This is a genomic window from Bradyrhizobium sp. USDA 4504, assembly GCF_054063995.1.
On the sequence record NZ_JBSSGV010000001.1, the window covers coordinates 6,175,658 to 6,202,479 of the forward strand.

At 65.6% G+C, this 26,822-nt stretch carries 23 protein-coding genes, 1 pseudogene and 1 riboswitch; of the genes and pseudogenes, 3 read left to right on the forward strand and 21 right to left on the reverse strand.

Going from position 1 to position 26,822, the window contains the following annotated elements; all coding sequences use genetic code 11:
* Nucleotides 1-11 precede the first annotated feature (11 nt).
* The 4 genes from ACVMB1_RS29150 to ACVMB1_RS29165 all read right to left on the reverse strand — a co-directional run bounded on the left by ACVMB1_RS29150 (nt 12) and on the right by ACVMB1_RS29165 (nt 5,271).
* On the reverse strand, nt 12-698 hold the full coding sequence (locus ACVMB1_RS29150) for a hypothetical protein (protein ID WP_244558793.1): 687 nt from the start codon (nt 696-698) through the stop codon (nt 12-14).
* Between the two features lie 118 nt (nt 699-816).
* Nucleotides 817-2,868 carry an alkaline phosphatase family protein gene (locus ACVMB1_RS29155; protein WP_076827494.1) on the reverse strand — a complete coding sequence of 684 codons (2,052 nt, stop codon included), beginning with the start codon at nt 2,866-2,868 and terminating at the stop codon, nt 817-819.
* A gap of 244 nt (nt 2,869-3,112) precedes the next feature.
* Nucleotides 3,113-4,489, reverse strand: coding sequence for a cytochrome c peroxidase (locus ACVMB1_RS29160; RefSeq protein ID WP_076827391.1), 1,377 nt, complete (start codon nt 4,487-4,489; stop codon nt 3,113-3,115).
* Complete coding sequence (locus ACVMB1_RS29165) at nt 4,486-5,271, reverse strand: EfeM/EfeO family lipoprotein (RefSeq protein WP_057017731.1); 786 nt, start codon at nt 5,269-5,271, stop codon at nt 4,486-4,488. Before ACVMB1_RS29165 ends, ACVMB1_RS29160 begins: the two co-directional genes overlap by 4 nt.
* A gap of 298 nt (nt 5,272-5,569) precedes the next feature.
* Here ACVMB1_RS29165 and ACVMB1_RS29170 point away from each other — a divergent pair, with 298 nt between their 5' ends.
* Nucleotides 5,570-6,007 carry a prepilin peptidase gene (locus ACVMB1_RS29170; protein WP_063790104.1) on the forward strand — a complete coding sequence of 146 codons (438 nt, stop codon included), beginning with the start codon at nt 5,570-5,572 and terminating at the stop codon, nt 6,005-6,007.
* 19 nt (nt 6,008-6,026) lie between these two features.
* Here ACVMB1_RS29170 and ACVMB1_RS29175 read toward each other — a convergent pair whose 3' ends face one another.
* The 11 genes and pseudogenes from ACVMB1_RS29175 to ACVMB1_RS29225 all read right to left on the reverse strand — a co-directional run bounded on the left by ACVMB1_RS29175 (nt 6,027) and on the right by ACVMB1_RS29225 (nt 14,217).
* Nucleotides 6,027-6,671 (reverse strand): hypothetical protein, encoded by a 645-nt coding sequence (locus tag ACVMB1_RS29175; protein ID WP_456834694.1) that lies wholly within the window; start codon nt 6,669-6,671, stop codon nt 6,027-6,029.
* On the reverse strand, nt 6,671-7,234 hold the full coding sequence (gene gspM / locus ACVMB1_RS29180) for a type II secretion system protein GspM (protein WP_076827386.1): 564 nt from the start codon (nt 7,232-7,234) through the stop codon (nt 6,671-6,673). The genes ACVMB1_RS29175 and gspM overlap by 1 nt, the downstream gene beginning before the upstream one ends.
* The gene (locus ACVMB1_RS29185) at nt 7,231-8,304 is read right to left on the reverse strand and encodes a PilN domain-containing protein (protein ID WP_076827384.1); all 1,074 of its coding nucleotides are present in this window, start codon (nt 8,302-8,304) and stop codon (nt 7,231-7,233) included. The genes gspM and ACVMB1_RS29185 overlap by 4 nt, the downstream gene beginning before the upstream one ends.
* Nucleotides 8,304-8,660: a hypothetical protein gene (locus tag ACVMB1_RS29190; RefSeq protein WP_456849401.1), complete on the reverse strand. Its 357-nt coding sequence runs from the start codon at nt 8,658-8,660 to the stop codon at nt 8,304-8,306. Before ACVMB1_RS29190 ends, ACVMB1_RS29185 begins: the two co-directional genes overlap by 1 nt.
* 39 nt (nt 8,661-8,699) lie before the next feature.
* Nucleotides 8,700-8,894, reverse strand: a pseudogene (locus ACVMB1_RS29195) (hypothetical protein); the annotation flags it as partial.
* Nucleotides 8,895-9,219: 325 nt separating this feature from the next.
* Nucleotides 9,220-9,927: a PulJ/GspJ family protein gene (locus ACVMB1_RS29200; protein WP_076827380.1), complete on the reverse strand. Its 708-nt coding sequence runs from the start codon at nt 9,925-9,927 to the stop codon at nt 9,220-9,222.
* Nucleotides 9,924-10,343, reverse strand: a complete 420-nt coding sequence (locus tag ACVMB1_RS29205) for a prepilin-type N-terminal cleavage/methylation domain-containing protein (RefSeq protein ID WP_244558790.1) — start codon at nt 10,341-10,343, stop codon at nt 9,924-9,926. The genes ACVMB1_RS29200 and ACVMB1_RS29205 overlap by 4 nt, the downstream gene beginning before the upstream one ends.
* Nucleotides 10,309-10,773, reverse strand: a complete 465-nt coding sequence (locus tag ACVMB1_RS29210) for a type II secretion system protein (protein ID WP_076827491.1) — start codon at nt 10,771-10,773, stop codon at nt 10,309-10,311. The genes ACVMB1_RS29205 and ACVMB1_RS29210 overlap by 35 nt, the downstream gene beginning before the upstream one ends.
* Before the next feature lie 15 nt (nt 10,774-10,788).
* Nucleotides 10,789-11,307, reverse strand: a complete 519-nt coding sequence (gspG, locus tag ACVMB1_RS29215; protein WP_141340059.1) for a type II secretion system major pseudopilin GspG — start codon at nt 11,305-11,307, stop codon at nt 10,789-10,791.
* A gap of 17 nt (nt 11,308-11,324) precedes the next feature.
* Entirely contained in the window at nt 11,325-12,536 is a 1,212-nt protein-coding gene (locus ACVMB1_RS29220; protein ID WP_076827376.1) for a type II secretion system F family protein, read from the reverse strand.
* Between the two features lie 4 nt (nt 12,537-12,540).
* Nucleotides 12,541-14,217: a GspE/PulE family protein gene (locus tag ACVMB1_RS29225; protein WP_076827374.1), complete on the reverse strand. Its 1,677-nt coding sequence runs from the start codon at nt 14,215-14,217 to the stop codon at nt 12,541-12,543.
* 336 nt (nt 14,218-14,553) lie between these two features.
* Here ACVMB1_RS29225 and gspD point away from each other — a divergent pair, with 336 nt between their 5' ends.
* Complete coding sequence (gene gspD, locus ACVMB1_RS29230) at nt 14,554-16,941, forward strand: type II secretion system secretin GspD (protein WP_194295345.1); 2,388 nt, start codon at nt 14,554-14,556, stop codon at nt 16,939-16,941.
* A gap of 76 nt (nt 16,942-17,017) precedes the next feature.
* Nucleotides 17,018-17,491 carry a tetratricopeptide repeat protein gene (locus ACVMB1_RS29235; protein ID WP_076827489.1) on the forward strand — a complete coding sequence of 158 codons (474 nt, stop codon included), beginning with the start codon at nt 17,018-17,020 and terminating at the stop codon, nt 17,489-17,491.
* Between the two features lie 7 nt (nt 17,492-17,498).
* Here the strand turns inward: ACVMB1_RS29235 and ACVMB1_RS29240 are convergent, their stop codons facing one another.
* The 6 genes from ACVMB1_RS29240 to ACVMB1_RS29265 form a co-directional block, all read right to left on the reverse strand.
* Nucleotides 17,499-18,998: a cytochrome b family protein gene (locus ACVMB1_RS29240; RefSeq protein ID WP_076827372.1), complete on the reverse strand. Its 1,500-nt coding sequence runs from the start codon at nt 18,996-18,998 to the stop codon at nt 17,499-17,501.
* A gap of 2 nt (nt 18,999-19,000) precedes the next feature.
* On the reverse strand, nt 19,001-21,274 hold the full coding sequence (locus ACVMB1_RS29245; protein WP_076827370.1) for a TonB-dependent receptor: 2,274 nt from the start codon (nt 21,272-21,274) through the stop codon (nt 19,001-19,003).
* A gap of 108 nt (nt 21,275-21,382) precedes the next feature.
* A riboswitch (cobalamin riboswitch) is annotated at nt 21,383-21,578 on the reverse strand.
* Between the two features lie 227 nt (nt 21,579-21,805).
* On the reverse strand, nt 21,806-22,735 hold the full coding sequence (locus ACVMB1_RS29250; RefSeq protein ID WP_141340056.1) for a CobW family GTP-binding protein: 930 nt from the start codon (nt 22,733-22,735) through the stop codon (nt 21,806-21,808).
* 1 nt (nt 22,736) lies between these two features.
* Nucleotides 22,737-24,227, reverse strand: coding sequence for an amidohydrolase family protein (locus tag ACVMB1_RS29255; protein WP_076827367.1), 1,491 nt, complete (start codon nt 24,225-24,227; stop codon nt 22,737-22,739).
* 153 nt (nt 24,228-24,380) lie between these two features.
* Nucleotides 24,381-24,773: a hypothetical protein gene (locus tag ACVMB1_RS29260; protein WP_244558788.1), complete on the reverse strand. Its 393-nt coding sequence runs from the start codon at nt 24,771-24,773 to the stop codon at nt 24,381-24,383.
* A gap of 152 nt (nt 24,774-24,925) precedes the next feature.
* Nucleotides 24,926-26,782, reverse strand: coding sequence for an ABC transporter ATP-binding protein/permease (locus ACVMB1_RS29265; RefSeq protein WP_076827363.1), 1,857 nt, complete (start codon nt 26,780-26,782; stop codon nt 24,926-24,928).
* Nucleotides 26,783-26,822 lie beyond the last annotated feature (40 nt).

The window sequence follows — 26,822 nt, forward strand, 5'->3', positions numbered from 1 at the left end:
GGACAGCGTGCTCACTCCGAAGCCGGCGGCTCAACCCATACGTCACTCTGCTGGATCCGACGGATCAGCGCTTGCGGGTCGAACTTGCGCAAGCCTGCGGGGATTTCAAACGTCTGCGCCGGCTGCGGCTCGTCGCGGATGTGATCGGCAGCGATCACCGTCCCATCCGCGGTCTTGATCCGTACCGGAAATCTGCGCGCGCGGTCGATCCAGCCGACAAAGCTCAAACCGGACGGCGCGGCGATTCGAAAGACATCGGTATCGTGCCCCGCGATCCTTTCCGCTCCATCGCGCTGGCAGTGCCACGTCGCGAGGTCAATCGGCGCGGACAGCTGCGCCATCGCCAGCCATTGCCGGCAGGGATCATCCGGATCGACCGGAATGAACATCCGGGTGAGCGGGCTCGATTGCCGCGCGTCCATGTAAGCCCGTGCCGCCGGACGGACGAAATAGGCCGCGGGCTTGCCCGTATCGATCAGGAAGAACCCGTCGGGCAGCGCGCTTGTCTCGATCCGTGCTTTTCCGCCCGAGACCCGCAAGGCTCCCATGGCGGTTGCCGTGTCGTCCTTGTTCGCGACGAGGTCGGCGGAAAACTGCTGCGCCATGGCCGGGATCGCCGCGCCGGCCAGGATGGCGACGGCAAGCAGGCTAGCCGCGACGCTGCTGCTGATCGCGCACGTCTTCCTATTGCGTTTCATCGCATGTCTCCGGTCGATCAGGTGGCAGGGACACAACATGACGGCGCCGACCGAACCATTGGTTCGATCGGCGCCGCCCTTGGATGCAGTCAAGACCTCGCCGTGGGCGAGAGCTTGATCACTCGGTGTAGGACAACGTGACCGGCTTGCTGAAGTCGAACGCGTCGAACATGTCGGACAATGCCGGGCTGTTGGTCGGAACATACTCGTTGTTCTTCGAGTAGGTCGGGTTCGGCAGGTTGTCGCGGCTGCGGTTCGTGAGCGGCTGGAGAGCCCAGTTGCGCTCGATGAACTTCAGCAGCGAAACGTGGTCGGCGTAGTTGTGGTTGACCTTGCCGCCCGTCGAATAGGGCGAAAGGATCAGGGTCGGAATGCGCGGTCCGTCGCCGAAGAAGTCGATGGACTGCTGGTAGCCGGAATCCCAATAGCCGCCGGCCTCGTCCCAGGTGATGAAGACCGCGGTTTCAGCCTTCAGCTCCGGATTGTTGTCCAGCGAGTTGAGCACGTTTAGGACATAGGCCTCGAACAGATCAACCTTCGAGCTCTGCGGATGACCGTCGAGCAGGCCGTCCGGCTTGCCGAACGACACCGCAGGCAGCGTGTTGTTCCGGATCGCCGTGATCAGATCGGCAGTGTCCTTCATGTGAGCCTGACGCACGGCCGGGTTGGCCATGATCGAGGTCGCATACTGGAACGGATTGCAGATCTGGCAGTAGGCAACACCGAGCGCGTGCGCCGGATCGGCGACCGCAGCGGCGCTGAGGTTGGGGTTCGACGGATTGGCGGCAACCGCGGCGTTGGAAAGCGCCACGGCGTCGTTGAACGCGCCACCATAGAACGCCCAGGAGACGTTCTTCTCCATGAGCGCATCGCCGATCGTGCGAACCGACGACGGCGGCACGTTGTTACCGCCCGACAGCGCGCCGTTCGGCAGATAGCCCGGGTTGACGTTGTTGAGCATGTAGTAGTGGTTGGGCTTGCAGTTCGGCTCCGCCGCGTACGGCAGATTGTTGAGGTAGGTGACGATCGGCTTGACGCCGGGCTGGAAGACATCAGAGCAATTGCTCCAATTGCCGTCGACAGTGTAGCGGTTGACCGAACCCGCGACCGGATTCGGATTGGCGATCAGGTTGGCCGGCGGCGTCACCGGATTGCCCTTGCCGTCGCTCCAGAAGGCCGCGTCGCCGGTACCGAGCATGAAGTGGTTCGCGCCGGTGCCGCCGTGGAACGACTGGTGGAAGTTGTCGCTCAGGGTGAAGCGGTCGGCCAGCATCTTCAGGACCGGAGCCTGACCCTGCTGGGCATTGTAGAAGCCCATCGAGTTGGCCATGCTCTTGTTGGACGCCGAATAGGTCGCCATCACGAACGGGAACAGATCGTTCAGGCAGCCCGAATTGTTCTTCTTGGTGGCGTTGGCGGCGCTGCAGTCTTCCTGCTGCCAATCCTGATAGAAGCGATGCGTCGAGTCGCCGGTATAGTCGTCGTCGCTGATCTGCTCACCCTGCAACTGGAACGGTCCGTTCAGACCGCCGGCGCCGGGAATGCGGGTATCCAGCACACCGGTCGGCAGGCCGCTGAAGCCGGTGGTGAGGATATCGAGATCGGCCGGGTCCATGTCCTTCTCGACGCTGGCTTCGGCGATCGTCTTGAACGGGGGCGCGGTGTCGCTCTGCGCGGTCGGCGTGCCGGCCGTGTTCGGCTGCGGCATCGGGTTGGTCGCGTTGTAGGGCGACTTCGCGATGGTCGGTGCGCCGATATAGTACAAGGGCTGGCCCGCGACCGAGGACTGCTGCGCCTGCGCAAAGTTCGGTCCCGGCGTTCCATCCTCGTTGACGATGCCCTTCGACAACAGGTTGGAGATGGTCTGTCCCTTGCCCTTCGGCTTGTAGATGCCGAAGGTGTGATCGAGGCCGCGGTTCTCACCGATCAGGATGATGACGTGCTTGATCGGCGACGCGGTCTTCACGCCGTGATCGCCGTCACCATGATGGCCATGGTTCCCATGATTCGCACGATCGCCCTCTTCGTGCGCCTGGTGATTGTGATGCGGACGCTTGTCCCAATCACTGCGGCCGCCCGGATAGTGAGCAGCATATGCGGCCGTTGCGACGAGCACCGTTGACGCGATGCAGAGCGCGGTGCTGGTTCGCCAGTGCTTTTTGTAATTCAAACTCATTGTCGACCTCAGGGTGTTTGCGGTTAGCAACACACACTGCTTAGTGCGACAATATGACGCATAATTTTCGCTTACGTGAAAGCGCGCAAGAAATTTCGAAACGTTCAAATATTTTCTAAGGAGACATCTGCCGCCGCGCGGTGCATCTCCACGATTCAATCATGCAACCAATGATCGAAAATTGATCGAGCATCCGCGCCCGCAGCGCAGATCGCAAAATCACTTCAATACAACGCAATCAATGCGAAAGGTGCCTGGAGCGCATCACCTGGCGAAGTGCAGCATAATGTTGGTCATGCACGCCCTGATTGAATAGCGACCACGGTTCGGCGCTGGCCAACAGCGCCGGCACTGCAGCAGCCATCAGATTGCGATAATTCCTGAACTCGGTTGCGGCATCCGCGTTGCGCCCTGCCGCAACCGCCATCTCGATTCGCCGCAGCGTGAGCACGAGCTCCTTGAGGCCGTTGCGCGCAAGTACGCGCTGCTGCTCCCCGCCCGAGACGCTGGTGTTCTTGCGGTCGGGATACTGCTCGGTCAACTCGCGCAGTTCGCGGCCGATCGTATCGACCGCCAGCGCGACGATGTCCTTGTCACCTGCCGGAATCGCAGTCGCGAGCACCATCGAGAAATCGTTGATCTCTTTCAACGTTGCACCGGCACCGTCGCGCTCATAGGGCTGAACGCCATCGCCGACTGCCGTGAGATAGGCGACGAGGTCGCCCTTGTCCTGCGCCGAGAGCTCGAGCTGAAAGGTCCGGTCGAAATAATCGACGACCTGGTCGTAATTGTCGAAGCGGCCGTCGTGAAAGTACGGCGCGTTGAAATCGGCATTGCGCAGCGTCGGCGTCTTGAACAGTCCGCCCGAACCGACATCGTGCTGCTGGTGATCGACAAAGCCGGACGACGGAACGTGGCATCCCGCGCAGCTCAGCGCGGGATCGTGCGGGAACGGCTTTGCGAACAGCACCTCGCCGCGGCGCTCCGCGTCGCTGATCTTGCCGGCCAGCCGTCCGGCAGGACCAAGGCTCGGATTGGGCAGGAAGTCGATGTCGTGAATATACGCCACGATCGCATCGAGCGTCGCCGGCGACGGCTCGGGACCTGCGAACTCGTTGGTGATGACGTTGTGGACGAAGTCGCGCAGCGAGGCGAATCGGCCGTCTGCGCCGTAGGGCGCTAGATAACGGGCGCCGCGCAGGCTCGGGATCCGCACGGGATCGAACGCCAGATTGTTGGCCTTCGGATTGAACAGCGGACCGGTGGTGTCGAACGTGCCGGGCCGGCTCGACATCTTCGGCATGAAGAATTTGGCGTTGTTCGCGCCATTGACGTGGCAGGTGCCGCAGCTCACGCCGGCCTGCCGCGCCACCTCACCGAGCAGCCCGGGCGAATTGAATGCGAGATCGCCGAGATTCACCAGATACGACTTGGCTCCGGTCCGCTCGGACTGGAACACCTCGCGCGGCTTGTCGAGCGCATCCTCGTTCAGTTCGGTCGCGACAGGCAGCACGGTCTTGTCACCGTCGACCGGAAACGCCACCGCACGCCCGAGCAGTGCCAGGGCGATGACACCGGAGAGCAGCGTGGCCAGACGCAGGTGAAGCGATGTCATCGCGCCTGGGCCTCTAGGGTCGGCCGCTGCAGCCCGAGCTTTGCCGAGGCGCTCTGCAACGCAACCACCAGTTCCTCGCTGGTCTGGCGCAGATCGGCAATGTTGACATGCGGCAGGTCGGGCGTAGCGACGATCGCTTCGAGCTGTTCGATCCGGTTGGTCACCATCTCGTCGAGCTTGCCGTCGACCGTGTTGAGCGCGGCCGAGAAGATCGTGTGGTAGGCGAAGTCGATGCCGGCGATGTTGTTGCGCATGTCGTCCAGCGAGGTGCCGCTAATGCGCGACTCGCCGCCATCTGCCTTGCTCTCTCCGACTTCGTAGGCAAGCCGCACCGTGCCATCCAGAAGGCCCTGCGGCGTCAGCTTGATATCCTTGAGCTTGCCGTGGAGATCGTTCAGATGCTCGACAAGGCCGGTCGCATCCGTTGCAACGTCGGTGCTGGCAGCTCCGAACAGTTTCGCCTCGATGGCGTGGAACCCGCTGTCCGCGTTGGGCCAGGCGTCGATCTGCGCATCGAGCTCAGGCACGAAGCCCGCGGTGAACACCTCCGAGCGCTCCCAGCCGGCGCGCGCCGACAGCCAGGCCTTCTTCGCTCCGGGCAAATCCGCCGCTGCGGCGCGCTCGCGCAGTGCACGCGCGCCTGTCAGCGCACTGGCGACGCCCTCGATCAAATATGGCCGGTAGCGCTCGGCGCCCTCCTCGAGAGCGCCGGCATTCGCGGCGCGCACGCCTGCGAACGCTGCCAGCAAAGCAAGGCACGCCGCCACTTGCATCTTGTGCATAGTCAACCCACTCGTCTGCCACGAAGGGCTCGCGGCATGTAGCGGGGCGAACTATTGTCGGTATCCTATGCGGATTTGTGACAGCGCAGACTTTTTGTCGCATCTTTTCTGCTTCGCGATCGTCGATGACGATCACAATTTTGCAAACTCGTTCGCGCTGCTGCAGACGGATTGAAATTGGACTGTTCAACGCGCGTGAGTTGTTGCAACACAACGTCCGCATCTGTCACACTTGTCCGTCGCCATGCAGATTGATCGCGAAGCCCTTTATTTTATCGGATCTTACGGTGCGCTTTGCATGCTTTGCTGCGCGGTCGCGCTGATCGATCTTCGCCACGGCATCATCCCGAATTGGCTGAACCTTGCGATCGCGGCGCTCGGTCTCGCCAACGTCGTCGTCACCGAAGGCACGATGGCCGCCTTCACCGCCATGGCGATTGCGGTCCTGGTCGGCATCGTGTTCCTTCTACTGCAGCGTCTTTACTTCGCCTTGCGGCATGTCGACGGATTGGGACTTGGCGACGTCAAGTTTCTTGCCGCCGCGGCGATCTGGGTCGGCGCGACAGGCGTTCCGACCTTGCTGCTGATCGCGGCACTCGCGGCGCTCGGTGTTGCCGGCGGCCTGCAACTCGCAGGTCACGAGATGAAGCGCCAGACCTCGATCCCGTTCGGCCCGTTTCTGGCGCTCGGGCTTCTCGTGACGCCGGCCCTTCAGAGCTGGCTCGCGTTGAACTAGCATCTCGGTCCGACGCGCATCACATCTGGCGCCGCGCGGCCAAGGGCTTCCTTTCCGTGCTGACCGGAACCAGGCGGACATCGCCGCTCTCGTCGCCACCGGGCTGGGGCAATGTGAGCACGGCCCCCTGATCGTCCTTCTGCATCGTGACTTCGCGGCCGTTGATGGACCGCAGCTTCCATCCCTGGAAGTCGTCGCCGATCTTCAGCCGCAGCGCCGTCTTGGTCGACTGATCGAGAAAGATCCCGAAGCTTTCGTCATCTCCCGCGATGGTGCCGACCAGCGACAGCGGCGGTGGCTCGATCGCGACCTTGCGCGGCGGCGGCGGCGCCGGCTTGCTGACCTCCGGTTCCGCAACGACGGCAGGCGGAGGCCGCCGCGACGGCGAGAACACCGGCCGGTCGCGCGTGTTGGACAGCGTCTTGAGCGGGATGCCCCATAACGGATTGGCGCTGAGCGGCCGGGGCGTCGGTGCCGGCGACGGGGCCACCCGGACCGATGTCACCGGTTCGGACGGCGGCGGTGAACTCAGCACCGGTCCACCGAGGCGTGTATCGTCGAGCATCCCGGCGTCCAATGCATCGCCGGACGAGGCAGGCACCGCAGCCGGCGCCGAATAGGCCGACATCGCCAACAGCACGATGGTCGCAGCGAAGCGTCGCATCATTTGGCTCCTCGCCATTGTCCGGAGACGCCGAGCAGCACGCGCAGCTTGCCGGGATCGGCGCCCTTGGCGGCCTCGTCGGCGACGGGTTGCACGACCAGTTGGTCGATGAACAAAAACGGCATGCCGGCTTCCAGATCGTAGAGCACCTGCTGCAATTGCGCCTGCTCGATCTCGCTGCTCGCGACCATGCTGATGAAGCCGGCCTTGGCCGGCGCGTTCGGAACGTCGAGCTGCGTCGACAGCACGTTGCCGCCGGCCTTGATCACCGCACCCGACACCCGTTGCAGCAAGGTGGCGCCGGCCACCGTGACGGTCGCCCCCTCGAGATAGGCCGAGCCGGTCGGCATCGGCGGCTGACCGGGCGCGGTATTCGCCCTGGATCTCCCCTCCAGTTGCTCGAGCATTCCGGCCGCTGCCGCGACATCGCTGCGCAGGCCGATGATGTCGGAGAGTGACGAGATGACGACAAAGAGCAGCAGCACGAACAGGCCGAGATAGCTCGCGGTCGCGACCATTGGCGAGGTGCTGACAGCGGTCAGCGATCGGGATGCTGCGCTCATGAGCCGGACCCAAAATAAGCAGTGATGTTGGCCTCGACGTGGAACCGCTCGGCCGATTCATTTGCCGCACGCGTCGTCGGCGCGAAGAACGTCGCGCGGGTGAATTGCGGCGACTGCTCCAGCAACCGGATCAGGGATGGCGCATCCTGGGTCAGTCCGACCACCTGCACCTTGTTGCCCTCGATGCGAAGCTCCGTCACATAGGTCGTGTCGGGCAGCACGCGCGAGACCGCTTCCAGGACCATGACGCTCGACGGCGTCGTCTGCTTGCGCTTGGCCAGCAGGCCGAGCCCGGACGAGTCGCCATTGGCATCGAGACGCAGCGCGGCGCGGCGCTGCACGATCCGGTGTTGCAGATCGTCCTGCTCGGATTGCAGCCGCCCGCCGAGATAGATGTTCAGCAGCAGCGAGCCCGCGGCCGCGGCCGCTGTCGAGACCAGGCCGACGCGCAACAGGCGCGGAACCGAAGGCCCGGCAAGGCCGCGCAGCGACTTGTCGAGCAGCGTCACCTGCTGCGCGGCGCCGTCGCCGCCAACCGCCGGCGCGAACACCGCGATGGAGGCGGCGCCGAGCATCCTCGCCATCCGGATCAACGGATCGACCTTCGTCGCCGCGGTCGCGCCGAACGCGACTTCAATGCGGTCATTGGCGATCGGCTGCGGCGAACTCCAGCCAAAGACAGCATCGGCGGCGCTCCATGGTGTCAGCCGGTCGACCTGCGCGCGGATCATGCCGTCGAGGAAGTCGCTTGCCTGGCTCGGGAAATCGAGCACGCGGCTGACGATTTGATCCGATCGCAAACGTACCTCGATGCGGCTGCCGTCGAACGCGGTCTTCCACTCCGCCGGCAGCGGAGGCTGCGGCGCATCGTGATCGAGCCGGAACGAAACCGGCATCGAAGGCGAGCCACCCTTCGAGACCGCGAGGCGGGCGGTGAACGTGCCGTCGCCATTCTCGTCGAGCTCGATGCTGCGCCGGCGCATGAACCTGCCGGCGACGCCGTCGACGGTGGTCGCGACCGCGGTGATCCATTGCTCGAACCATTGCCGTGCCTCGGCAAGCATTGCCATCATCCTCTCTTGCGCAGCAGAACCGGGTTTCGCGGCTCGACGTCGTTTTGCCAGGACAACACCCGATAGGGCTCGACCTTGTCGCCGAGTGCGATCACCGCCTCGGATGTGGTGCGGTGACCGTTGCGGAAGCGGATCGAGATTGCGATCCGATAGCACGGGCTCTGCGCCGTCGATGCCGCACTTTGCTGGCTTGGGGCCTGCGTTCCGGCAGCTATGCCGTTCGGCGAAGCCGGGCGCGCCGCGAAGCCGTCCTGGTCCTTCCCCGACGTCTTATCGACGGCGAGAGCGACTTCCGGCGCGGCGATGGTCGGATCAACATCCGGACCGCCGTTGAACACCGTCACGAACGGCAACACGCGATCGACAAACGCTTCGGGGATGCCGGCGACCAGCGCCAGCTCGTTGACATGGGTGAACAGCCCCTGCCGCGGCGAATAGCCAAGCGCGTTGTAGCGTGCCGCCTCCACATTCTCGCTGCCCGGCGCGGGCCGGGTTCGCCAGCCGACGATCCGGTCGGCATATTCGGCGGCGGCGTCCTTGCCGCGGCGCCGAGCACGACGAACAGGCCGATCAGCATCTCCTTCGATGCATAATTCAGATCAAGGCGGCCGGCCTCCGACGTGAAGGTGACATCGACGCTGGCATCGTCGAGACCGAAATGAAACGTCCCCTGCTGCGGCCTCGTCTTCTCGTCCGTCAGCGTCAGCTGATAGGCGGTGAGCTCAACCCCGGCCGACACCAGCGCCTCGGTCTGCAACGACAGATCGCTGGCCGCCAGCGCGCGCGCCGACGCGGCCAGATAGGCCGAGAAGATGATCGCCAGCGACGACAGCGCCAGCAGGATCCAGAGCACCGCAACGATGACGAAACCGCGATTGGCCGGCGATCGGCCGATCTTGCCGGACGCGCCCATCACGTCTTCCCCTGATCGGTGGCACTGCCGGAACTCTGCTTGTCGCCGCAATTGCCGTCCGGCTTGGTGCAGTCGCTCGGAATCTGGACATGGACCGGCGCGATGGTCGAAACCGACAGGACGCGCTGGCTCGCCGCGTCGCGCACGGTCAGCCGGATCATCGCCGGCAGTCTGTCCGAGTCCTTCCACGCGCTCTTCCAGGCCCGGTCAGCACCGGCATAGGCGAACGACAGCCGATAGGGCGCGCGCAGCAGCACCACCGGGCTGGCGAGATGGACCTGTTCCGACAGCGACACCCCTTCAGCCAGCGGCGTGAACCGCGTCTGCGTGCGAACCGTGACGAACTCGCCGCGATCGCTCGTCTCGCCAAGGCGCACCACGTCGAGCCCCGCCCCGGCATTCGGCCCCACCGACGTGCGCACAAACATCACGGACAACTCCGATCCGTCGAACAGCGGCTTGTGGCTGTCGCGGTTGGCGGCAACGAACTCCGCGGCCGCAAGATCGGCGCCGATCCGCTCCAGCGCGATCCCGATCAATTCGCTGCGCTGGATCCGGTCGAGGCCCCTGTTCCAGCTCGGCAGCCACTGCGCCGTGATGCTGGCGAGCGCCGACAGCAACAGCCCCATCAGCGCCAGCGCGACGATGGTCTCGATCAGCGTGAAGCCGCGCTCGCCCGTTCGCTGGTCTGCCCATGCCCGGGTCATTCCGACGACCTCGGCATCAGGCGCACGGTGCGAATGTCGGACAGCGCACCGCCCGGAGATTTGACGCGAATCCGTACCAGCTCCGGAGCCCAGGGCACATTGCCCTTGGGCACCTTCCAGTCACCGCCGAGCGGACTGACATCAATCGTCCAGCGGTAGCCTTCCGCCTGCCCCGTCGAGGTGCCCGACTGCAATTCCGCGCGGGGCGGGATGCCGACCGTCATCAAGGTGCGCACCGCCTGCATCAGCGCCACGTGCTGCTCCAGCGCCCGCACGCCGCGCGTCTTGACGCCCATGACGGCGCCGATCGCAACGATCGAGACAGCCACCAGCGCCAGCGCCACCAGCACCTCGATGATGGTGAACCCCGCATCAGCGCGGTTAGTTGGCGGCGACGTCGCGAGCAACGATTTCAACCCTTCCGGTAAGCCAGTTGACGCGGACCTCATATCCAGCATCGAGCCGCGTCAGCGCGATGGAGCCGCCGCAGGAACCGCCATTGGCGAAGAAGCGGATCGTCGACAGCGCGGCGCGGCGCTGACAGCCCTGCGGCAGAACGGCATCGAGCCGCACGTCTTCGGGGATCCGCACCATCATGCGCGACGCACCGGAGTGGATCACCCGGCTCGGCGCATCGACCAGCGTCGCAACGCTGGTGCTGCGCTCGATGGCGGCATTCCGATCCGCCTTCAGCAGCGTCGCGGTCTGCAACGCATAGGCCTGCAGGCGCGATCGCGAGGTCTGGTGCGGAATGAACGGAAGCAGCACGGCCGCCAGCAGCGCGATGATGGCAAGCACGCACACCATCTCGAGCAGGGTGAAACCGCGCTGCGTCGCGTCATTCATGCTTGCCATGCATCCTTATTGGTCGTTGTTGTTGGCGGCGGTGGTCTTCTCGAGCGAGATATCGGCCGAGGTGCCGCTGCCGCCCTCCTGACCATCGGAGCCGTAGGAGACGATGTCATAGGGTCCGTGCTCGCCGGGCGAGCGATAGAGATAGGGGTGGTTCCAGGGATCGTTTGGCACGTTGCCGCCCTTCAGATACGGGCCGTTCCAGGCCGCGACCCCCGGCGTGCGCCGCACCAGCGCGGCAAGCCCCTCAGCCGTGGACGGGAAGCGCCCGGCGTCGAGATAGAACAGGTCGAGCGCGCTGGAGAAGCTCTGCAACTGAATGCGCGCGGTCTTGACCTTGGATTCGCTGAGATAGTTGAGCACGCGCGGGCCGATCAGCCCCATGATCAGGCCGATGATCGCGATCACCACCAGCATCTCGACCAGCGTGAAGCCCTCCTGCCCCGAACGCCTCTGGCTTTGCGACGGCGCGCGAGCGCGTTCCACTCGCGTGGCGAATGCCTCTATGATGGTGTTGCGCGATATCATGGCCGATGACCCCTGCTCTAACCGACTAGCTGCGTGACCGAGAGCAGCGCCGTCATGACCGACACGATCAGTCCGCCGACGACGGTGCTGATCGTGATGATCGCCAGCGGACCGACGATGCCGACGACCCGGTCCAGGCTGCGCTGCAATTTTGCTTCGTAGAATTCCGCGACCCGCCCGGCCAGCACCGGCAGCTGCCCGGTCTCTTCACCGAGCCGCAGCATGCGGACCGCCATCGGCGGCAGACTGTCCGCCACGGCGAGTGCTTCCGACAATTTGCCGCCATGGCGGACGCGGTCGGCGGCGGCGGTCCAGTTCGCCTCGTTTCCGGTCACTGACATGATGTCGACCAGGATGCGCAACGCGGCGGTGAGGTTGACGCCGCTGCCGAGCAGGACGCCGAGATTGCGGCAGAACAGGCTGGCCCGATAGAACTGGAAAGCGCTGCTGATGCCCGGCACCCGCGAAATTCCATTGACCAACGCGGCGCGCACGCGCGCCTGCCGCAGCAGCCACCATGCGAGCGCAATGGTCGCCGCGCTGATCAGGCTTGCCGCGGTGGCATTGGCGCGCAGGAAATCCGATACCGCAATGAAGCTGGCGAGCGCCGTGTCCGACTTGCCGCCGAAATCGCCGAGCACGGTCGAGAATTGCGGCAACACGAACAGCAGGAAGAACAGCATCACACCGGACGCCGCGACCAGCACGAAGGCCGGATATTGCATGGCGTCGGTCAGCTTGCGCCGCATCTGCTCGGAACGCGCGCGCTCGGTACCCAGCATCTCCAGCACAGAATCGAGCGTGCCGGAGATTTCTCCCACCCGGACCAGGGCGATGTACACCGGCTGGAACAGGGTTGGATGATCGGCGACCGCGTCGGCAAAGCTCTCGCCGGTGAGCAGGGCGGCGCGAATTTTCGCCACCACCGGACGCATCCGGCCCACGTCCGCGTCGCCCGACAGCAGCTCCAAGGCATCGTCGAGACGCGCACCGGCCTTGAGCAGCAGTGCGAGATCACGCGTGAACGTAGTGACCTCGGCCGCGCTCGGCCGGCCGAACAGGCTGCGGCCACCGGTGCCGCCGGATGCGCGCTTGTCCTCGGTGGTTTCGATCGGCAGCAGCTTGAGATATTCGATCCGCCGCGCCACCTCGGCCGCCGTCGGGGCGGAGATCGTGCCGTTCACGATCTCGCCGGCCTGGGTCAGAGCGCGATAGCGATAATTCGGCACGGCGTCACCGCACCGTTGCGACGCGGAGGATCTCGGCGGGCGAGGTCAATCCGGCGCGGCATTTGGCGACCCCATCGTCGAGCATCGTGGTCATGCCCGAGCGGATCGCCATCATATCGATCTTCAGCCCGTCGGTTCGCTCCCCGATCAGTTCGCGCAGTTCATTGGACAGTTCGAGCAGTTCGAACACGCCGAGGCGGCCGCGATAGCCGGTCCCGCCGCAGCGCTCGCAGCCGCATGGCTCGTGAATGATCTCGTCGGCCTTGAAGCCGAGCGCGGCGAGCCGGGGGTCCTCGGCGAAATCGGCTGTTGCAAGCGGCCGCGCCGTCTTGCAGCGCTCGCAGAGTTGCCGGACCAGACGCTGCGCGATCACGCCGCGCAGCACCGAACGCAACAGATAGCCTTCGACCCCGAGGTCGAGCAGACGCGGCACCGCGGCAGCCGCGGTCTCGGTGTGCAGCGTCGTCAGCACCAGATGCCCGGTCAGCGCCGCATGCACCGCGACATGCGCGGTCTCGGAATCTCTGACTTCACCGACCATGATCACGTCAGGGTCCTGGCGAACGAAGGACCGCAGGGCGGTGGCGAAGGTCAGGCCGATCGCGGGCTTGATCTGGGACTGGTTGACGCCGGGAAGCTCGTATTCGACCGGATCCTCGATGGTCAGGATCTTGCGGCTCGGCTCATTGAGGATCGACAGGATCGTCGCCAGCGTCGTGGTCTTGCCGCTGCCGGTCGGCCCCGTGATCACGACCATGCCGTGCGGCAGCTTCAAGAGCCGCCGCAGCTTGGCTTCGTCAGGCTCGGAGAATCCGAGCTTTTCGACCACCAGCAAGCCGCGATCCTTGGGCAGGATGCGGATGACACAGGATTCGCCGTGCTGCGTCGGCATGATCGCGACGCGGATATCGATGTCGGTGCGACCGGCCCGCAGCCGCGCCGCGCCGTCCTGCGGCAGGCGGCGCTCGGCGATATTGAGGTTGGCGATGATCTTGATGCGGGAGACCACCGCCTGGGGCAGCACGCCCGACAGCGCGGCGACCGGCCGGAGCAGACCATCGATCCGTAAGCGCACCATCAGCCCGCCGGAGAACGGCTCGATATGGATGTCGCTGGCGCGAAGCTCGACCGCCTTTTCGATCAGATCGTTGACCGCGCGCACCACCGGCGCGCCGCTGGCGAGATCGCGCAGGCTCTCGATGTCGTCTTCGCGGGGCAGCGCCGCCGCGCTATCGGCGGCCTCGGCCTCTTCAGTGCTGGAAGAGTTGTTCAGCGCGATGGCGACGTCTTCCGACGATGCCACTTTCACATTGATATCAGCGCCAAGCACGATCTGTGCCGCGCGCAGCGTCGCCTGATCGGTCGGGTCGACGACGGCGAGCACCGTGGTCCCGTCGACCGCCCGGCACGGATAGACCATGGTCTCGCGCAGGAAGCGCGGCGAGAACGCCCCGACCAGCGGCTCGGCCGACGTCATCTCCTGGAGCGTCAACCGGCCAAGCGCAAAGAAGCGCGCGGCTTCGTCGGCGAAGTCGGTCGGCGAGAGGCTGGTGACCTCCCACAGCTTCGATTGCCTTGCGTCGGCGCCCTGCCCGGTCCGCTCGGCCGTTCCATCGCTCGGCGCCAGGTGATTGTTCTGACGCAGATAATCCACGAACCGAACGGACAGGTCGTTGGCCATTCTCGATATCCCGCCACACTATCCCGGATCAGTTCGTGCCAAGTGCCGCTGCGTGCCGTCGCGTTCGGCTCCCGGCAATTGTGCGGTTATCGATCCGAAGTGTGACAGCTGTGCGAAGTCACATCATTCGTCGCGCTCAAGAAACTTTGAGGGTGGCATCGCGGACACAAGCAGCGCGCCGGCTGCACAGTTTAGGTGCGATGCGATGGGCAGGTCGCGAACGACAATCATGTAACCAATTTATTTCTGTCATGTTCGATCGCTAAGAGTCGCTCCGGGGCAGGACCGATCGTCGCAAGCAATCGAAATTTCAGTTAGTCAAAGCGAAGGGCCTTCATGCAACGCGTAGGCACAGTGGGCCGCTGCCCGACGATCCGTGGCGGCCTCGCAGCCATTTTTGCCTTGACGTCATTGGGGCTGTTGGCGTCCTGCAATTCTGCGACGGTCGGCGAGAGCGTGGACGCATCCCAACTCGACGTCACCGACAAGGTGCGCTCGCTGGACCTGGCGCAGCGCCAGCCGCAACCGGCGAACGCACTGGCGGCGACGGGCGGCAGCCAGAGCGGCAGCGTCCGCGCAGCGATGTATGACGGAAGCGAAGTGACGGCGGTCGCGGACGCGCGGCCTCAGCCGGCGTCGAACGGCAATGGCTTCGATCTGAATTTCGAGAGCACGCCGGTGGCGACCGTCGCCAAGGTGGTGCTCGGCGACATCCTGCATGTCGGCTACACCATCGACCCGCGGGTGCAGGGCACGGTCAGCCTGGTCTCGGTCCGCCCGGTGCCGAAGTCCGACATGGTGTTCGTGCTTGAAAACGCACTCCGCCTGAGCGGCGTTGTGCTGCTCAAGGATACGGCAGGCTATCGCCTGACGCCGCTCGGCGACGCCGTCGGCGGCGGCCGCGTCGATGCCGCGGCGGCCAATCCCGAACCCGGATTCGGCATCTCGGTGGTCCCCCTGCAATATGTGTCGGCGCAGACCCTCATGAAGCTGACCGACAGCTTCGCCACCAGGGCGGGCGCGATCCGCGCCGACACGACACGCAACCTGCTGCTGATCCAGGGCACCGGCGCCGAGCGCCGCACCGCGGTCGATACCGTGCTCAGTTTCGACGTCGACTGGATGCGCGGCCAATCCGTCGGCATCTTCCCGATCTCGAGCGGCTCGCCCGCGCCTGTCATTGCCGAGCTGGAGAAGATCGTCGATTCCGGCGAGAACGGCCTCAGCCAGAATGTCATCAAGTTCATGCCGATCGCGCGCCTGAACGCGATTTTGGTGGTGACCAAGAAGCCCGACATGCTGCACACGGCCGCGACCTGGATCAAGCGCCTCGACCGCAACGACACGGCGCGGACCTCGGTCCATGTCTACCGCGTCAAATACGGCGATGCGCGCCAAATCGCGCGGGTCCTGACCGACATGTTCCTTGGCGGATCGTCCGGCAACCTGCTCGACAGTGCCGACAGCCAGCTCGCGCCCGGCTCCGGCACCTCGTCGACCTCGAGCGTCGCCGACCGTCTGTCGCTCAACAACAACAACGGCGCAAATTCAGGCATGAGCGGCTTCGCATCCCGCGGCACGTCGGGGACAGGCGCAACAGGCCAGGGCCTTGGCCAGGGATTCGGCGCCGGCGGGCAAGCGAACAATCCCAACAATCCGGGCCAGGGCAACAATGCCGCGCTGGATGCCGGACGCGGTGCCGGCGGCGGCAACGGGCAGCCCGTCATGCAGGACGTCCGCATCACGCCCGATGTCGTGAACAACAATCTCCTGATCTATGCCGACCAGGCCAACTACCGCATTATCGAGTCGACCCTGCTGCAGATCGACGAGCCGCAGCTCCAGGTCGCGATCGACGCGACGATCGCCGAGGTCACGCTCAACAACACCTTGTCCTATGGCGTGCAGACCTATCTCACCAGCCAGAACCTCGGCCTGAAGCCGAACACCGGCTCGATCCTCGGCACCCAGGCCACTTCCGCTCCCGCGACCACCACCGACGCGACCACCGGCGCGGTCTCGGTCGCGGGGTCGCTCACCAATGCCTTCATCAACCAGAGCTTCCCGGGCTTCAACTTCCTGATCGGAAATGCAACGCAGCCGAGCCTGATCCTGGATGCGCTGCACGCCGTCACCAGCGTCAAGGTGCTGTCCAATCCCTCGCTGGTGGTGATCAACAACCAGGTCGCGACCCTGCAGGTCGGCGACGTCGTCCCGGTCTCGACCGGCAGCGCGACGGTGCTGACCACGAGCAACACGGTGGTCAACACCATCGACTATCGCAACACCGGCATCATCCTGAAGGTCTCGCCACGCGTCAGCGTGAACGGCACCGTGCGGCTCGATGTCGAGCAGGAGATCAGCAACGTTCCCCAAAGCAGCGGCAGCACGGTCAACCTGACGCCGACCGTTTCGGAGCGACGGGTCAAGAGCCAGATCTCGGTGGCCAACGGTCAGACCGTGCTGCTGGCCGGCCTGATCAGCGAACAGCAGAGCGGCGCCCGCAACGCGCTTCCGGTGCTCGACCAGATTCCGGGCCTCGGTGACGCCTTCGGACATCAGAGCAACGGCACCCAGCGTACCGAGCTGATCATCTTCATCCGCCCGCAGATCATCCGCAACGGCTCCGACGCCCAGACTGTGGCCGAGGAGCTTCGATCGAAATTGCGCGGCAGCATCGCCACGACATCGACCAATGCGCCGATCACCACCAGCTATCACTGAGCCGGGCAGCAGGATGCGCCGCGTTCTCGCACAACGGACGGGCCTCTCGGCTTCGCTTGCGATCGCACTTTGGGCGATGACCGCCTCTGTCGCGAGCGCCGACAGCGTCGCGCGCGGATCGACTGCCTTCCATCGCGGCGACTATGTCCGGGCGGCCCGGGAGCTCGCGCCGGCCGCCGAGCGCGGCAATCCGCGCGCCCTCGGCATGCTCGGCTTCTTGTACGAGCACGGCTTCGGCGTGCCGCAGGCCTACGCAGCCGCCGCCGACTGCTACTATCGCGGCGCCGTGCAGGGCGACCCGTTCGCGCAGGCCCAACTCGGCCTGATGTACGACAAGGGTCACGGCGTTCCGACGGATTTCGTGCTGGCCTACAAATGGCTCAATCTGGCTGCGGCCCGCTCGAACGGGCGGCAGCGCGATGTCTATCTCCGGTTCCGCGATGCGGTCGCATCCAAGCTTTCGACCTATGAGATCATTGCCGGACAGCGGTTCGCACTGGAATGGGCCCCCGATCGGCCGGCGCCGGACGTGCACCTGACCGTCAAGTAATCGCGCCTTACGGAGGTGTGCGCACGAGGCTCGCCGACACGCGCCTGCCTCGTACCTTCCGCCGCCGCAACCGGCGCCAGCCGATCACGATCCCGCTGATCGAGATAATCGCACCAGCCGCCGATAGCAGCCACACCACGACGTCGTGCGCCGGCCAGATGCGCAGCAGCAGCGGGACATCGAGGCTGTGCAGCGCGTTGAACAGCCAGCGGTAGGACCGGCGGCTGTCGTCGCTGCGCTCGAGGATCTCGCCGGTGACGGGGGAGATGTGCAGCCAGGTGCGGGCGGGATCGTCGAACCCGATCCGCAATACCGGAAGCTCGCGCGCCTGGTGCAGCGTGTACCAATAGGCGTCGGGTTCATCGAGCTGCCGCGCTGATGTCATCGCAGCGCCGGGCATTGCGTGTCGGGCGGCAGCGATGACCTCGTCGCGCGAGAGGGTCATCCGCGCACCGGTCACAGGATCGGCGATGCTGCGGCCGCCGTTGCCGTCGTCGAGCAACATTAACCGGTGTCCGCCGATCCAGACGAAGCGGGCCTCCACCGCAGGCATCGATGGCGACGACTGGAAGCCAGCGACGATGTCGGCCGTGTCATGGCCGCTATAGCCGATCGCGATCTCGCGGGTGACGCCGCGGCCGGAGAACGCGCCGCCGGGATTGAGCGACAGCCAGCCGCTAAACATCCAGGTCAAGACGCAGATGCCGCCGATCAGGCCGGCGATGTGATGCCAGGCCATCCAGCCGCGATAGGGCGAGATGGCGCCATCAGCGTAGCGGCGCATCAGCCGCAGGCGGAGGACGCCGATCCAGAAGCCGGTGACCGCGACGACGAGGCAGATGCCGGAGATCCACAACACCACGTCGCGCCACAGCGAACCGTCCTTGCGCAACACGGTCGGATAGATCCAGTGCGGGATCGAGCCGAGCCAATTCCAGATCCGCTCGCAACGTGTGGTGTCGAGCGCGATCTCGCCGGTGCGCGAGGAAACATAGAGCTCGGTGCCATCGGCGTCACCGAGGCCGATCAGATAGAGCGGCCGCAACGGATCGAAGCGCGACGTGACTGACCATTGGTCGCGCGTAATCGTTTCGATCAAGCGAGGCTGCAAGGCATGCGGATGATGAGCGGCAATGGCCAGCGCCTGGTCCGGCGTGATCCGGTCAATCACGCTGCCGTCGGTCGCCGAAATGGTGATCGTCCCTCCCTTCCAGCCGGTCACCCGATAGACGGGCGTGTCGTCCATCATCGAAAGCCGCAGGTCACGCGGATAACGCTCGACACCTGCGATCGCCATCGCGCGATCAGGCGTGACCCGCACCTTGCTCCAGGGAATGACAGGAAGCGCGGCGAGGCGCTCGCTGTCGGTAAGGCGCGGAAAGGCCACGTACATCATGACGAGGCCGGAGATGAACCACATCGCGAACAGGAGACACGTCGCAATGCCGATCCAGCGATGGACGATATAGAGCCACCGCCGCCCGCGCCGGATCAGAGCGTTGCGCATGGTCAGAACTTCACGTTGACGGACAATTCGGCGGTGCGCGGCATGCCGAGCAGCCACTGCCCGGTACCGTTCGAGGTCACCGCGTAAGCCTTGTCGAACAGATTGTAGAGGCGGAACGCGACCGTGGTGCGGTCGTCCGGCTTCCACCTGACGCCGCCATTGACCACGTTGTAGCCCGGACGCAGCTGGGTGTTGGCAAGATCGGAGTACATCGCACCGACGATCTGCACGCCGCCATAGGCCGACCAGTTGGGCGCGAAGTCCCAGGTCAGCCAGACGTTCGAGACCTGCTGCGGCACGTTGACCGGGACATTGCCGTTGAAGCTGACGATCTTGCCGCCGACCACCTGGCTGTTGTTGTCGTATCTGGCGCGCAACAGCGCAAGATTGGCGTCGACGCGCCAGCCGTCGCTCAGTGCGAGCCCGATCGATCCTTCGACCCCGCGGGATGATTGCTGGCCGATCTGCAATGCCAGGCCGCCGGTGGGATTGCCGGGATCGGGAATCGTGAGCCCGGTCTTGACGATCTCGTAGGCAGCCAGCGTCCACTCGCCGCGGCCGCCCCAGAACGATTGCTTGACCCCGATCTCGGTCTGCTTGCCGGTCGCAAGCTGGAATGTCTTCTGCGTGGTCGACAGTGAGATCAGATTGCTGACCGGATCGACGCCGACCGCGTACTGGCCATAGAACGCGAGGTTCTTGATCGGCTCGTAAACGAGGCCCGCGCGCCAGCTAGTGCCCGATAGCGTCGTCTCAAAACTGTTTGCCGGCGTCTTGTAGTCGGTGCGGTCCACTTCGGGGCGATCATACCTGACCCCGGTCACCAGCGACAACTGATCGGTCAGCGAGAGCCGATCCTCGGCGAACAGCGCGTATTGATTGACGATCGCGTTGAAGCCCGGCGTGGTCGCCGTCGTCGTGGCGAAGAACGATCCGGGATCGAACACATAAGGATTGACCGACGACGCGCCGCCATAGGGCGAGTTGTTGGTATGGGTGAAGTCGATCCGGTTGACGTCGAACCCGGCGACGACCTGGTTCGCAAGGCCGAACACGTGGCCGCTGAAGGTCGTATCCATCCGGTTGCCGAGCTGCTTCTGGTCGTGGAATATCTCGATATAGCTCGTGCGATCGATCAGCTGGGTCTTCGGATTCCAGGTGTAGTTCTCGATGTCGCGCCAGTGCCGCTCGCTGGTCAGGTAATACAGCGTGTTGTTGACCTTGATGCCGTCGGCGACGTCCCACTCGGTCTTGAACCGGGTCCAGCTGTCCTGATAGCGGATCGCGCTGTCCGCTGCATTGTAGTTCTTGAAGCGCAGCGCGTCCTGGATCGCGCCGTTGATCAGCGGCGTGCCGAAATAGCGCGACGGGCTGCGATCGCCGTAATCTTCCGAGAGCGTGAAGGCGAGATTGTCCGACGCCTGCACCCGCACGGCAGCGGAGACCACCGCGTTCGAGGTCTTGTCGCGATCGACCCAGCTGTCCGACATGTTGCCGGTGGCGTTGATGCGGTACGACACATTGGGATTGATCGGACCGGTGCTGTCCACCGAGAGCCGCCGCGTCATGTTGCTGTCGAGCGAAACCTCGGCCTCGTTATAGGGCGTGCTCTGCGGCTTCTTCGGAATCACGTTGATGACGCCGCCGATCGCGCCTTCGCCGTACAGCACCGAGGCCGGGCCGCGCAGCACTTCGATGCGCTGCGTCGACCAGGTGTCATAGGGGAACGTCAGCGTGCCGGAGCCGATATAGAAGCGCGTGCCGTCATACAGCGTCATCACCGAGTTGCTGCCGGCAAAGCCGCGGGTGCTGAACGACAGGCCGCCATTGCCTGGCGCCGGCGTTGCGACGAACCCGGCCGCGTCCTGGGTGACGGCATCGAGCACATTATGCTGGCCGCGTTCAGCGATGGTCTGCGCCGTGATGATCTCGACGCTGGCCGGCGTCTGCAGCGGCGTCAGGTTGAGACGACTGCCGGTGCCGCCCTGCGTGGTGGCATTGAGCGTCGGCGATGCCGATCCCGGTACGCCCGACGCCGCGACGCGCGGGGCGTTGCCGGCTGTTGCAGGCCTCGGCCGTGGCCGCGCCGCAGCGGTCATGTCACGGCTGCGCGCCGCAGGCTTCGGCTTTGGCGCAGCGGAAGGCGCGACCTCAATCGGATCGAGCCTGGTTGGTGGCGGCGTTTGTGCCGAGCCTTCGGCCGGCAACAACAATGATGACAGGGAGCAGAGAAGACCGAGGCGCCATTTGCGCGCAACGGGAGAGGACGGAGACATGAAAAGGACTCGCGGTAACGTGGCACGTCACCGCGAACGTGGACTGGCGCATTGCCAAAAAAGGCAGTGCTCCGATCCCACCAGGACGCCCCCGCCCGATGTGCTCGCGTGTGACCACGACTGACGGCAGGTCTCCTGGCTCACGGGTCATCGCCTGTCGACGCCTTCCCGGGCCTGATGGCCCAGTGGCAAATTGACGAAAGGCTCGCCGTTTACAGTTGCGGGGACAGCTGCGGCATTGGGGTTACCCTCGCACCGCATTCCCTTTTGATCCCCGAAGGGAACCGTCGGCAAAAACGATAGGTGCTGGCTGCAGAGCTGTCAATTCGATGCGATTGTCGCAGACCTGCTTTGCGGGTGATGCTGCGGCGATGACACAGCGACGTCGAGGGCTGACGCCGAAAAGCAACCCGTCATCCTGAGGAGCGCGGCACGCGCGTCTCGAAGGATGCACGGCCCGGCTGGCGGCCGATTCATCCTTCGAGACGCCGCTTCGCGGCTCCTCAGGATGACGGGAAACGTAGGTTCGCGTCACTGAGCCTCGACGCATCCCTGCATCACCTCATCAATCTCCGCGCGCGACAGCGCACCCATCTCGGCGATGAACACGATGCGCGTGCGCGGCACGCCGGGCGACGGGACGCCGCCCGCAGCCAAGGTCGCGCGGCCGCCGGCGAGTTGAAGCACGGTCAGCCGCCCGGGCTGCTCCACCGTCTCGAACAATCCCTTCGCCCGCGCCAGCTTCGGCGCCAGTCTGCCGATCGCCTGCTGCAAGCGCGGCAGCACGACGGGCCGCTCCGAGGTCCAGCTCAGCGTGTCGAAGCGATCGGACGACGGCCGTCGCGGCGCGGTCTCGCGCGGCGCCGACACATGATCGAGGTCCGCTGGGAACAGCAGCGCGGCCGGCACCTCGCCATGCAAGGCATCGACCACCACGGCCGCCGGACGCACCGCGCGCACGGCGTCGCGGATCGCGGCGCACGCAGCGGCGTCAGTCAGATCGACCTTGCTCAGCGCCACCACATCCGCCGCCCGGAGCTGCGAGCGCAGCAGCGCATCGTTCAGCATCGCCGCAGGCTGCGTCGCGTCGACCACGCACAGCACGGTCTCCAGCGGCGCCTCCTTCCAGATCACGGGATCCATCAGGTTGCGCACGATGTCGGCGGGATCGGCGATCCCGCTGGTCTCGATCACGATGAATTCGGGACGCGGATCACGCCGCAGCAACGTGGCGAGCGTGCGCAGCAGGTCGCCCTCCAGCGTGCAGCAGATGCAGCCATTGCTCAGGCTGACCACGCCGTCGCTGGCGCCGGCGATCAGCTCGGCGTCGATATTGATCGCACCGAAATCGTTGACCACGGCGGCGATGCGCCGCCCTTGCGCATGCGCCAGCAGATGGTTGACGACCGTGGTCTTGCCCGCCCCGAGGAAGCCCGCGACCAGCAGGATCGGGACCGGCACCTCAGCCCCCCGTGATAGGCCGGCGCACCGGCCGGCCGGGACGCGCCGCGACATCGAGCACACCATCGCTGATCAGCGGCTGGCCGCTGACCACGAGATGCCGCACGCCCTCCGCCGGACGATTCATCGCCGAGAAGGTCGCGCGATCGCTCAGCGTCTCGTAGTCGAACACCACAACATCGGCGTCGGCGCCGACCTGCAGCCGGCCCTTGGCCCGCATCGCCGGCGTGCTCGCCGACAGGATCTCGGCCGGGATCAGCGCGCATTTGCGGATGCCCTCGAGCAGCGACACTTTCTTGCGCTCGCGCACCCATTCACGGATGAAGCGGGTGAAGCAGCCGGCCGAGCGCGGATGCGAGGTGGCATCGTCGGGCAGCGGCCAGGCGTCGCCGCTGTAGGGGCGGCCGTCCGACAGCGTCCACGGCATCGCGTCGGAGGCGATCGCGCCGCCCGGATACAGCACCGCCATATCGAGCAGATCGCGATGATGCGCGTTGTTCTCGATGTCGAGCACATGCCACAGCACCAAGGTCGAGGGCTCTTCGGCCTGTGCCGCCAGCAGCTCCTCGCGGCTGCCGAAGCGGTGACCGTCGGTCACGCGCTGCACCGAATCGTAGCCGAGGCCGTTGCGCTCCTCGAATTTCGGATCGCTGAAGAAGGTCGCCGCCAGCACGGTCGAGCCGGTGCCGTAGGGATAGGCCTCCACCGTGATCGGCAGGCCCTGCGCCTGCGCTTTCGCGATCAGCGCGACACAGCGCTCGATATCCGTCTTGCTCGACGAGTTGAAGTGGCAGATGTGCATATGCGCGCCGGTGGCGCCGGCATAGCCGATCAGGCGGATATAGGCTTCCGCCGCGCTCTCGGGATCGATCCGCGACATGTAGGCGACGTGGGTGAAGGTCGGCACCGCATGATCCGCCGCGAGCTGGCACACCGCGGTCAATTCCTGCACGCCGGCGCCCGGCGCATAGGCGTTGAGAATGCCGATGCCGATGCCGCCCTCATTCAGTCCGTTGGCGAGGCGCTCCAGGATGCCGCCGACTTCGCCTTCGGTCGCGACGTTTTCGATCCAGCGGCGATCGCGCATCGCGGCACCAAACGATTCCAGCGAGCTCTCCGAATTCGAGCCGGTCATCGCACCGATGCGCGCGAAGGCCCAGTTGGCGGCGGCGCCGTAGTTCAGCACCCTGCCCTTCTCGGCCTGGCGCTTGTACCAGGATGCGACCGGCAGCACGCCGGCCTCGAGGTCGAGCGAGGTCGTTACCCCGTCGAACGCCTGCATGCGGTCGGCCGGAATGGTCTGGCCATGCGCGTGCAGGTCGATGAAGCCCGGCGCCACCACGAACCCGGTCGCGTCGATCTGCCGTTCGGAACCGCCGAGGCCGGTGCCGACCGCGGCGATCTTGCCGTCGACCACGGCCACATCGCCGATCGCGTCCATCCCGCTGGCCGGATCCACCACCCGGCCGCCGCTGATCACCAAGCCACCCATCTCGCCACTCCCCGCATTCCAAAACCGACCGGTTTCCAGTCGAGCACAGAGAAGCGCATCGCACTGATCGCAGCAAGCCGGCCAGGGTTGTGGCGACATGCTGTGACGGAATATCCGCCGCGCCGTGATGGCGATTGCAGAGTGAGGCCCTTCCTACGTTCCGGTTGCACGCCGCGACGGCAGCCCGCGCCAGAGATCGGGGCCGGGCTTCACGCGGCTCGCCACGAGTTTCGGCGGCGTGCGGTCCCTGGCTATCGCCGCTTCGACCGCACGCTTGAGCCTGACATTGTCGATCTGCGCCAGAAAGCGCCGGATGACAGCATCCTGATCCGTGCCCTGACCGGAGATCGCCGCGCACAGCTCCGCGGTCGTCCTGCGGAAGAAGTGGAAGGCGTCATCGGCCGCGCCGCCCACCCGGTCGACCTCGCCGGCCACACCGAGCGCGTGCATCCGATCGTCGTCGTCGAGCGTCACGGCGAAGCGCAGCACGGCAAGCTGCCAGGCACGGAGCAGCTTGCTCTCCGGTTCGGTCGCATTCTCGCGCATCAGTCGAACACCCCGCGCGCCTGACGTCCTTCGGCTGTCGAGGGAGGTCGGACGCGGCGCGACTATCCTTGCGCGGGAATAGGTTTTCGAGGGGAGCGCGCGCCCGATCGCATAGGAATCGCATAGGCGGAGCGCGCCGAGGCCCAATTCGCTCAGATCCCCTCGAACTGCAGCCGCGCCAGCCGGGCGTAGAGGCCGCCCGCGGCGACCAGTTCGGCGTGGGTGCCCTGCTCGACGATCCTGCCCTGGTCCATCACCAGGATGCGGTCGCAGGACAAGACGGTCGCCAGCCGATGCGCGATCACCAGCGTGGTGCGGTGGCGCATCAACTCCTCCAGCGCGGTCTGCACCAGCGTCTCGCTCTCGGCGTCGAGCGCCGAGGTCGCCTCGTCGAGCAGCAGCAGCGGCGCATCGCGCAGGATCGCGCGCGCGATCGCGATGCGCTGGCGCTGGCCGCCGGACAGCGTCACGCCGCGCTCGCCGAGCTGGGCGTCGAAGCCTTCGGGCAGGCGGCGCAGGAACTCGGTGGCATGGGCGAGATCGGCGGCACGCTCGACCTCGGCGTCGCTGGCATCGGGCCGGCCGAACCGGATGTTCTCGCGGGCGCTTGCGGCGAACACCACGGAATCCTGCGGCACCAGCGCGATGCGCGCGCGCACCTCGGCCGGATCGGCCTGCCGGATCGGCACGCCGTCGAGCGAGATGGTGCCCGATTTCGGATCGTAGAAGCGCAGCAGCAGATGGAACAGCGTGCTCTTGCCGGCGCCGGACGGGCCGACGATCGCGACCTTCTCACCTGACCGGACCGAGAGCGACACTTCATCGACCGCAAGCGCGTTGGGCCGGGTCGGATAGGCGAAGCTGACATTGTCGAAACCGACATCGCCGCGCGCTGGCTGCGGCAGCGCGCGCGGCGACGCGGGCGCCGCGATCTGCGGCCTGACGCGCAAGATCTCGAACAGCCGCTCGGCGGCGCCCGATGCGGCCGAGACCTCGCCCCAGACCTCGCTGAGCTGGCCGAGGCCGCTCGCGGCGAACGCCGTGTAGAGAATGAACTGGCCGAGCCGGCCCGGACTGATGGTTCCGACCAGCACATCGTGCGAGCCGACCCAGAGGATCACGACGACGCTGGCGAACACGATGAAGATGACGATCAGCGTCAGCACCGCGCGCGCTTTGGTCGAGCTGCGCGCGGCTTGATAGGCCTGCTCGACCTCGCCGGCAAAGCGCGTCCTGGCGAGCCGTTCGCCGGTATAGGCCTGCACGGTGCGGATCGCGTTGACCAGTTCGGAGGCATAGGCGCTGGCATCGGCCAGCGTATCTTGGGCGGTGCGCGACAGCCGCCGCACCCAGCGGCCGAACGCCACCAGCGGAATCACGATGATCGGGATCGCGAGCAGCACGAAGCCGGACAGCCGCGGGCTGGTGATCACCATCATCGCGGCGGCGCCGAAGAACAGCATCAGATTGCGCAGCGCAATCGACACCGACGCGCCGACCGCGGACTTGATCTGCGTGGTGTCGGCGGTAAGCCGCGACACCAATTCGCCTGATCGCGCGGAATCGAAGAACGAGGGCGACAGCGAGATCAGATGCGCGAACACGTCGCGCCGGAGATCGGCGACGATGCGTTCGCCGATCGTCATCACGAGGTAATAGCGCGATGCGCTGGCGCAGGCGAGCACCGCGACGACCGCGATCATCACGCTGAAATAGCTGTTGATCATCGCGATGCCTTCGGGCGTGAAGCCCATGTCGATCATCCGCCGCACCGCGACCGGCACGATCAGCGTGGTGATCGCGGCGATCGTCAGCGAGATCAGCGCGAGGATCGCCCGGCCCTTGTAGCGCGCCACATAGGGCGCGAGCGCAAGCAACGGCCGCAACCGGGCACGGCTCTTCGCCGGCTCCGTGATCTGGCTCTCGATGAAGGCTTCCTCATCGAGCAACGCGTCGCGCGGAGGCTGCGGGGCGCCGCGCGGGGTCTCAAGCTGTTCGGCTACGCTCATCAATCTAGACCGGTTCTATCACCCCCCACATAGGCCCGCC

Excerpts from the sequence above, each read along its gene's own strand:
- ACVMB1_RS29150 (WP_244558793.1), bottom strand. The coding sequence starts at position 698 with ATGAAACGCAATAGGAAGACGTGCGCGATCAGCAGCAGCGTCGCGGCT.
- ACVMB1_RS29160 (WP_076827391.1), bottom strand. The coding sequence starts at position 4,489 with ATGACATCGCTTCACCTGCGTCTGGCCACGCTGCTCTCCGGTGTCATC.
- ACVMB1_RS29165 (WP_057017731.1), bottom strand. The coding sequence starts at position 5,271 with ATGCACAAGATGCAAGTGGCGGCGTGCCTTGCTTTGCTGGCAGCGTTC.
- ACVMB1_RS29170 (WP_063790104.1), top strand. The coding sequence starts at position 5,570 with ATGCTTTGCTGCGCGGTCGCGCTGATCGATCTTCGCCACGGCATCATC.
- ACVMB1_RS29175 (WP_456834694.1), bottom strand. The coding sequence starts at position 6,671 with ATGCGACGCTTCGCTGCGACCATCGTGCTGTTGGCGATGTCGGCCTAT.
- gspM (WP_076827386.1), bottom strand. The coding sequence starts at position 7,234 with ATGAGCGCAGCATCCCGATCGCTGACCGCTGTCAGCACCTCGCCAATG.
- ACVMB1_RS29185 (WP_076827384.1), bottom strand. The coding sequence starts at position 8,304 with ATGGCAATGCTTGCCGAGGCACGGCAATGGTTCGAGCAATGGATCACC.
- ACVMB1_RS29200 (WP_076827380.1), bottom strand. The coding sequence starts at position 9,927 with ATGACCCGGGCATGGGCAGACCAGCGAACGGGCGAGCGCGGCTTCACG.
- ACVMB1_RS29210 (WP_076827491.1), bottom strand. The coding sequence starts at position 10,773 with ATGAATGACGCGACGCAGCGCGGTTTCACCCTGCTCGAGATGGTGTGC.
- gspG (WP_141340059.1), bottom strand. The coding sequence starts at position 11,307 with ATGATATCGCGCAACACCATCATAGAGGCATTCGCCACGCGAGTGGAA.
- ACVMB1_RS29225 (WP_076827374.1), bottom strand. The coding sequence starts at position 14,217 with ATGGCCAACGACCTGTCCGTTCGGTTCGTGGATTATCTGCGTCAGAAC.
- gspD (WP_194295345.1), top strand. The coding sequence starts at position 14,554 with ATGCAACGCGTAGGCACAGTGGGCCGCTGCCCGACGATCCGTGGCGGC.
- ACVMB1_RS29235 (WP_076827489.1), top strand. The coding sequence starts at position 17,018 with ATGACCGCCTCTGTCGCGAGCGCCGACAGCGTCGCGCGCGGATCGACT.
- ACVMB1_RS29240 (WP_076827372.1), bottom strand. The coding sequence starts at position 18,998 with ATGCGCAACGCTCTGATCCGGCGCGGGCGGCGGTGGCTCTATATCGTC.
- ACVMB1_RS29245 (WP_076827370.1), bottom strand. The coding sequence starts at position 21,274 with ATGTCTCCGTCCTCTCCCGTTGCGCGCAAATGGCGCCTCGGTCTTCTC.
- ACVMB1_RS29255 (WP_076827367.1), bottom strand. The coding sequence starts at position 24,227 with ATGGGTGGCTTGGTGATCAGCGGCGGCCGGGTGGTGGATCCGGCCAGC.
- ACVMB1_RS29260 (WP_244558788.1), bottom strand. The coding sequence starts at position 24,773 with ATGCGCGAGAATGCGACCGAACCGGAGAGCAAGCTGCTCCGTGCCTGG.
- ACVMB1_RS29265 (WP_076827363.1), bottom strand. The coding sequence starts at position 26,782 with ATGAGCGTAGCCGAACAGCTTGAGACCCCGCGCGGCGCCCCGCAGCCT.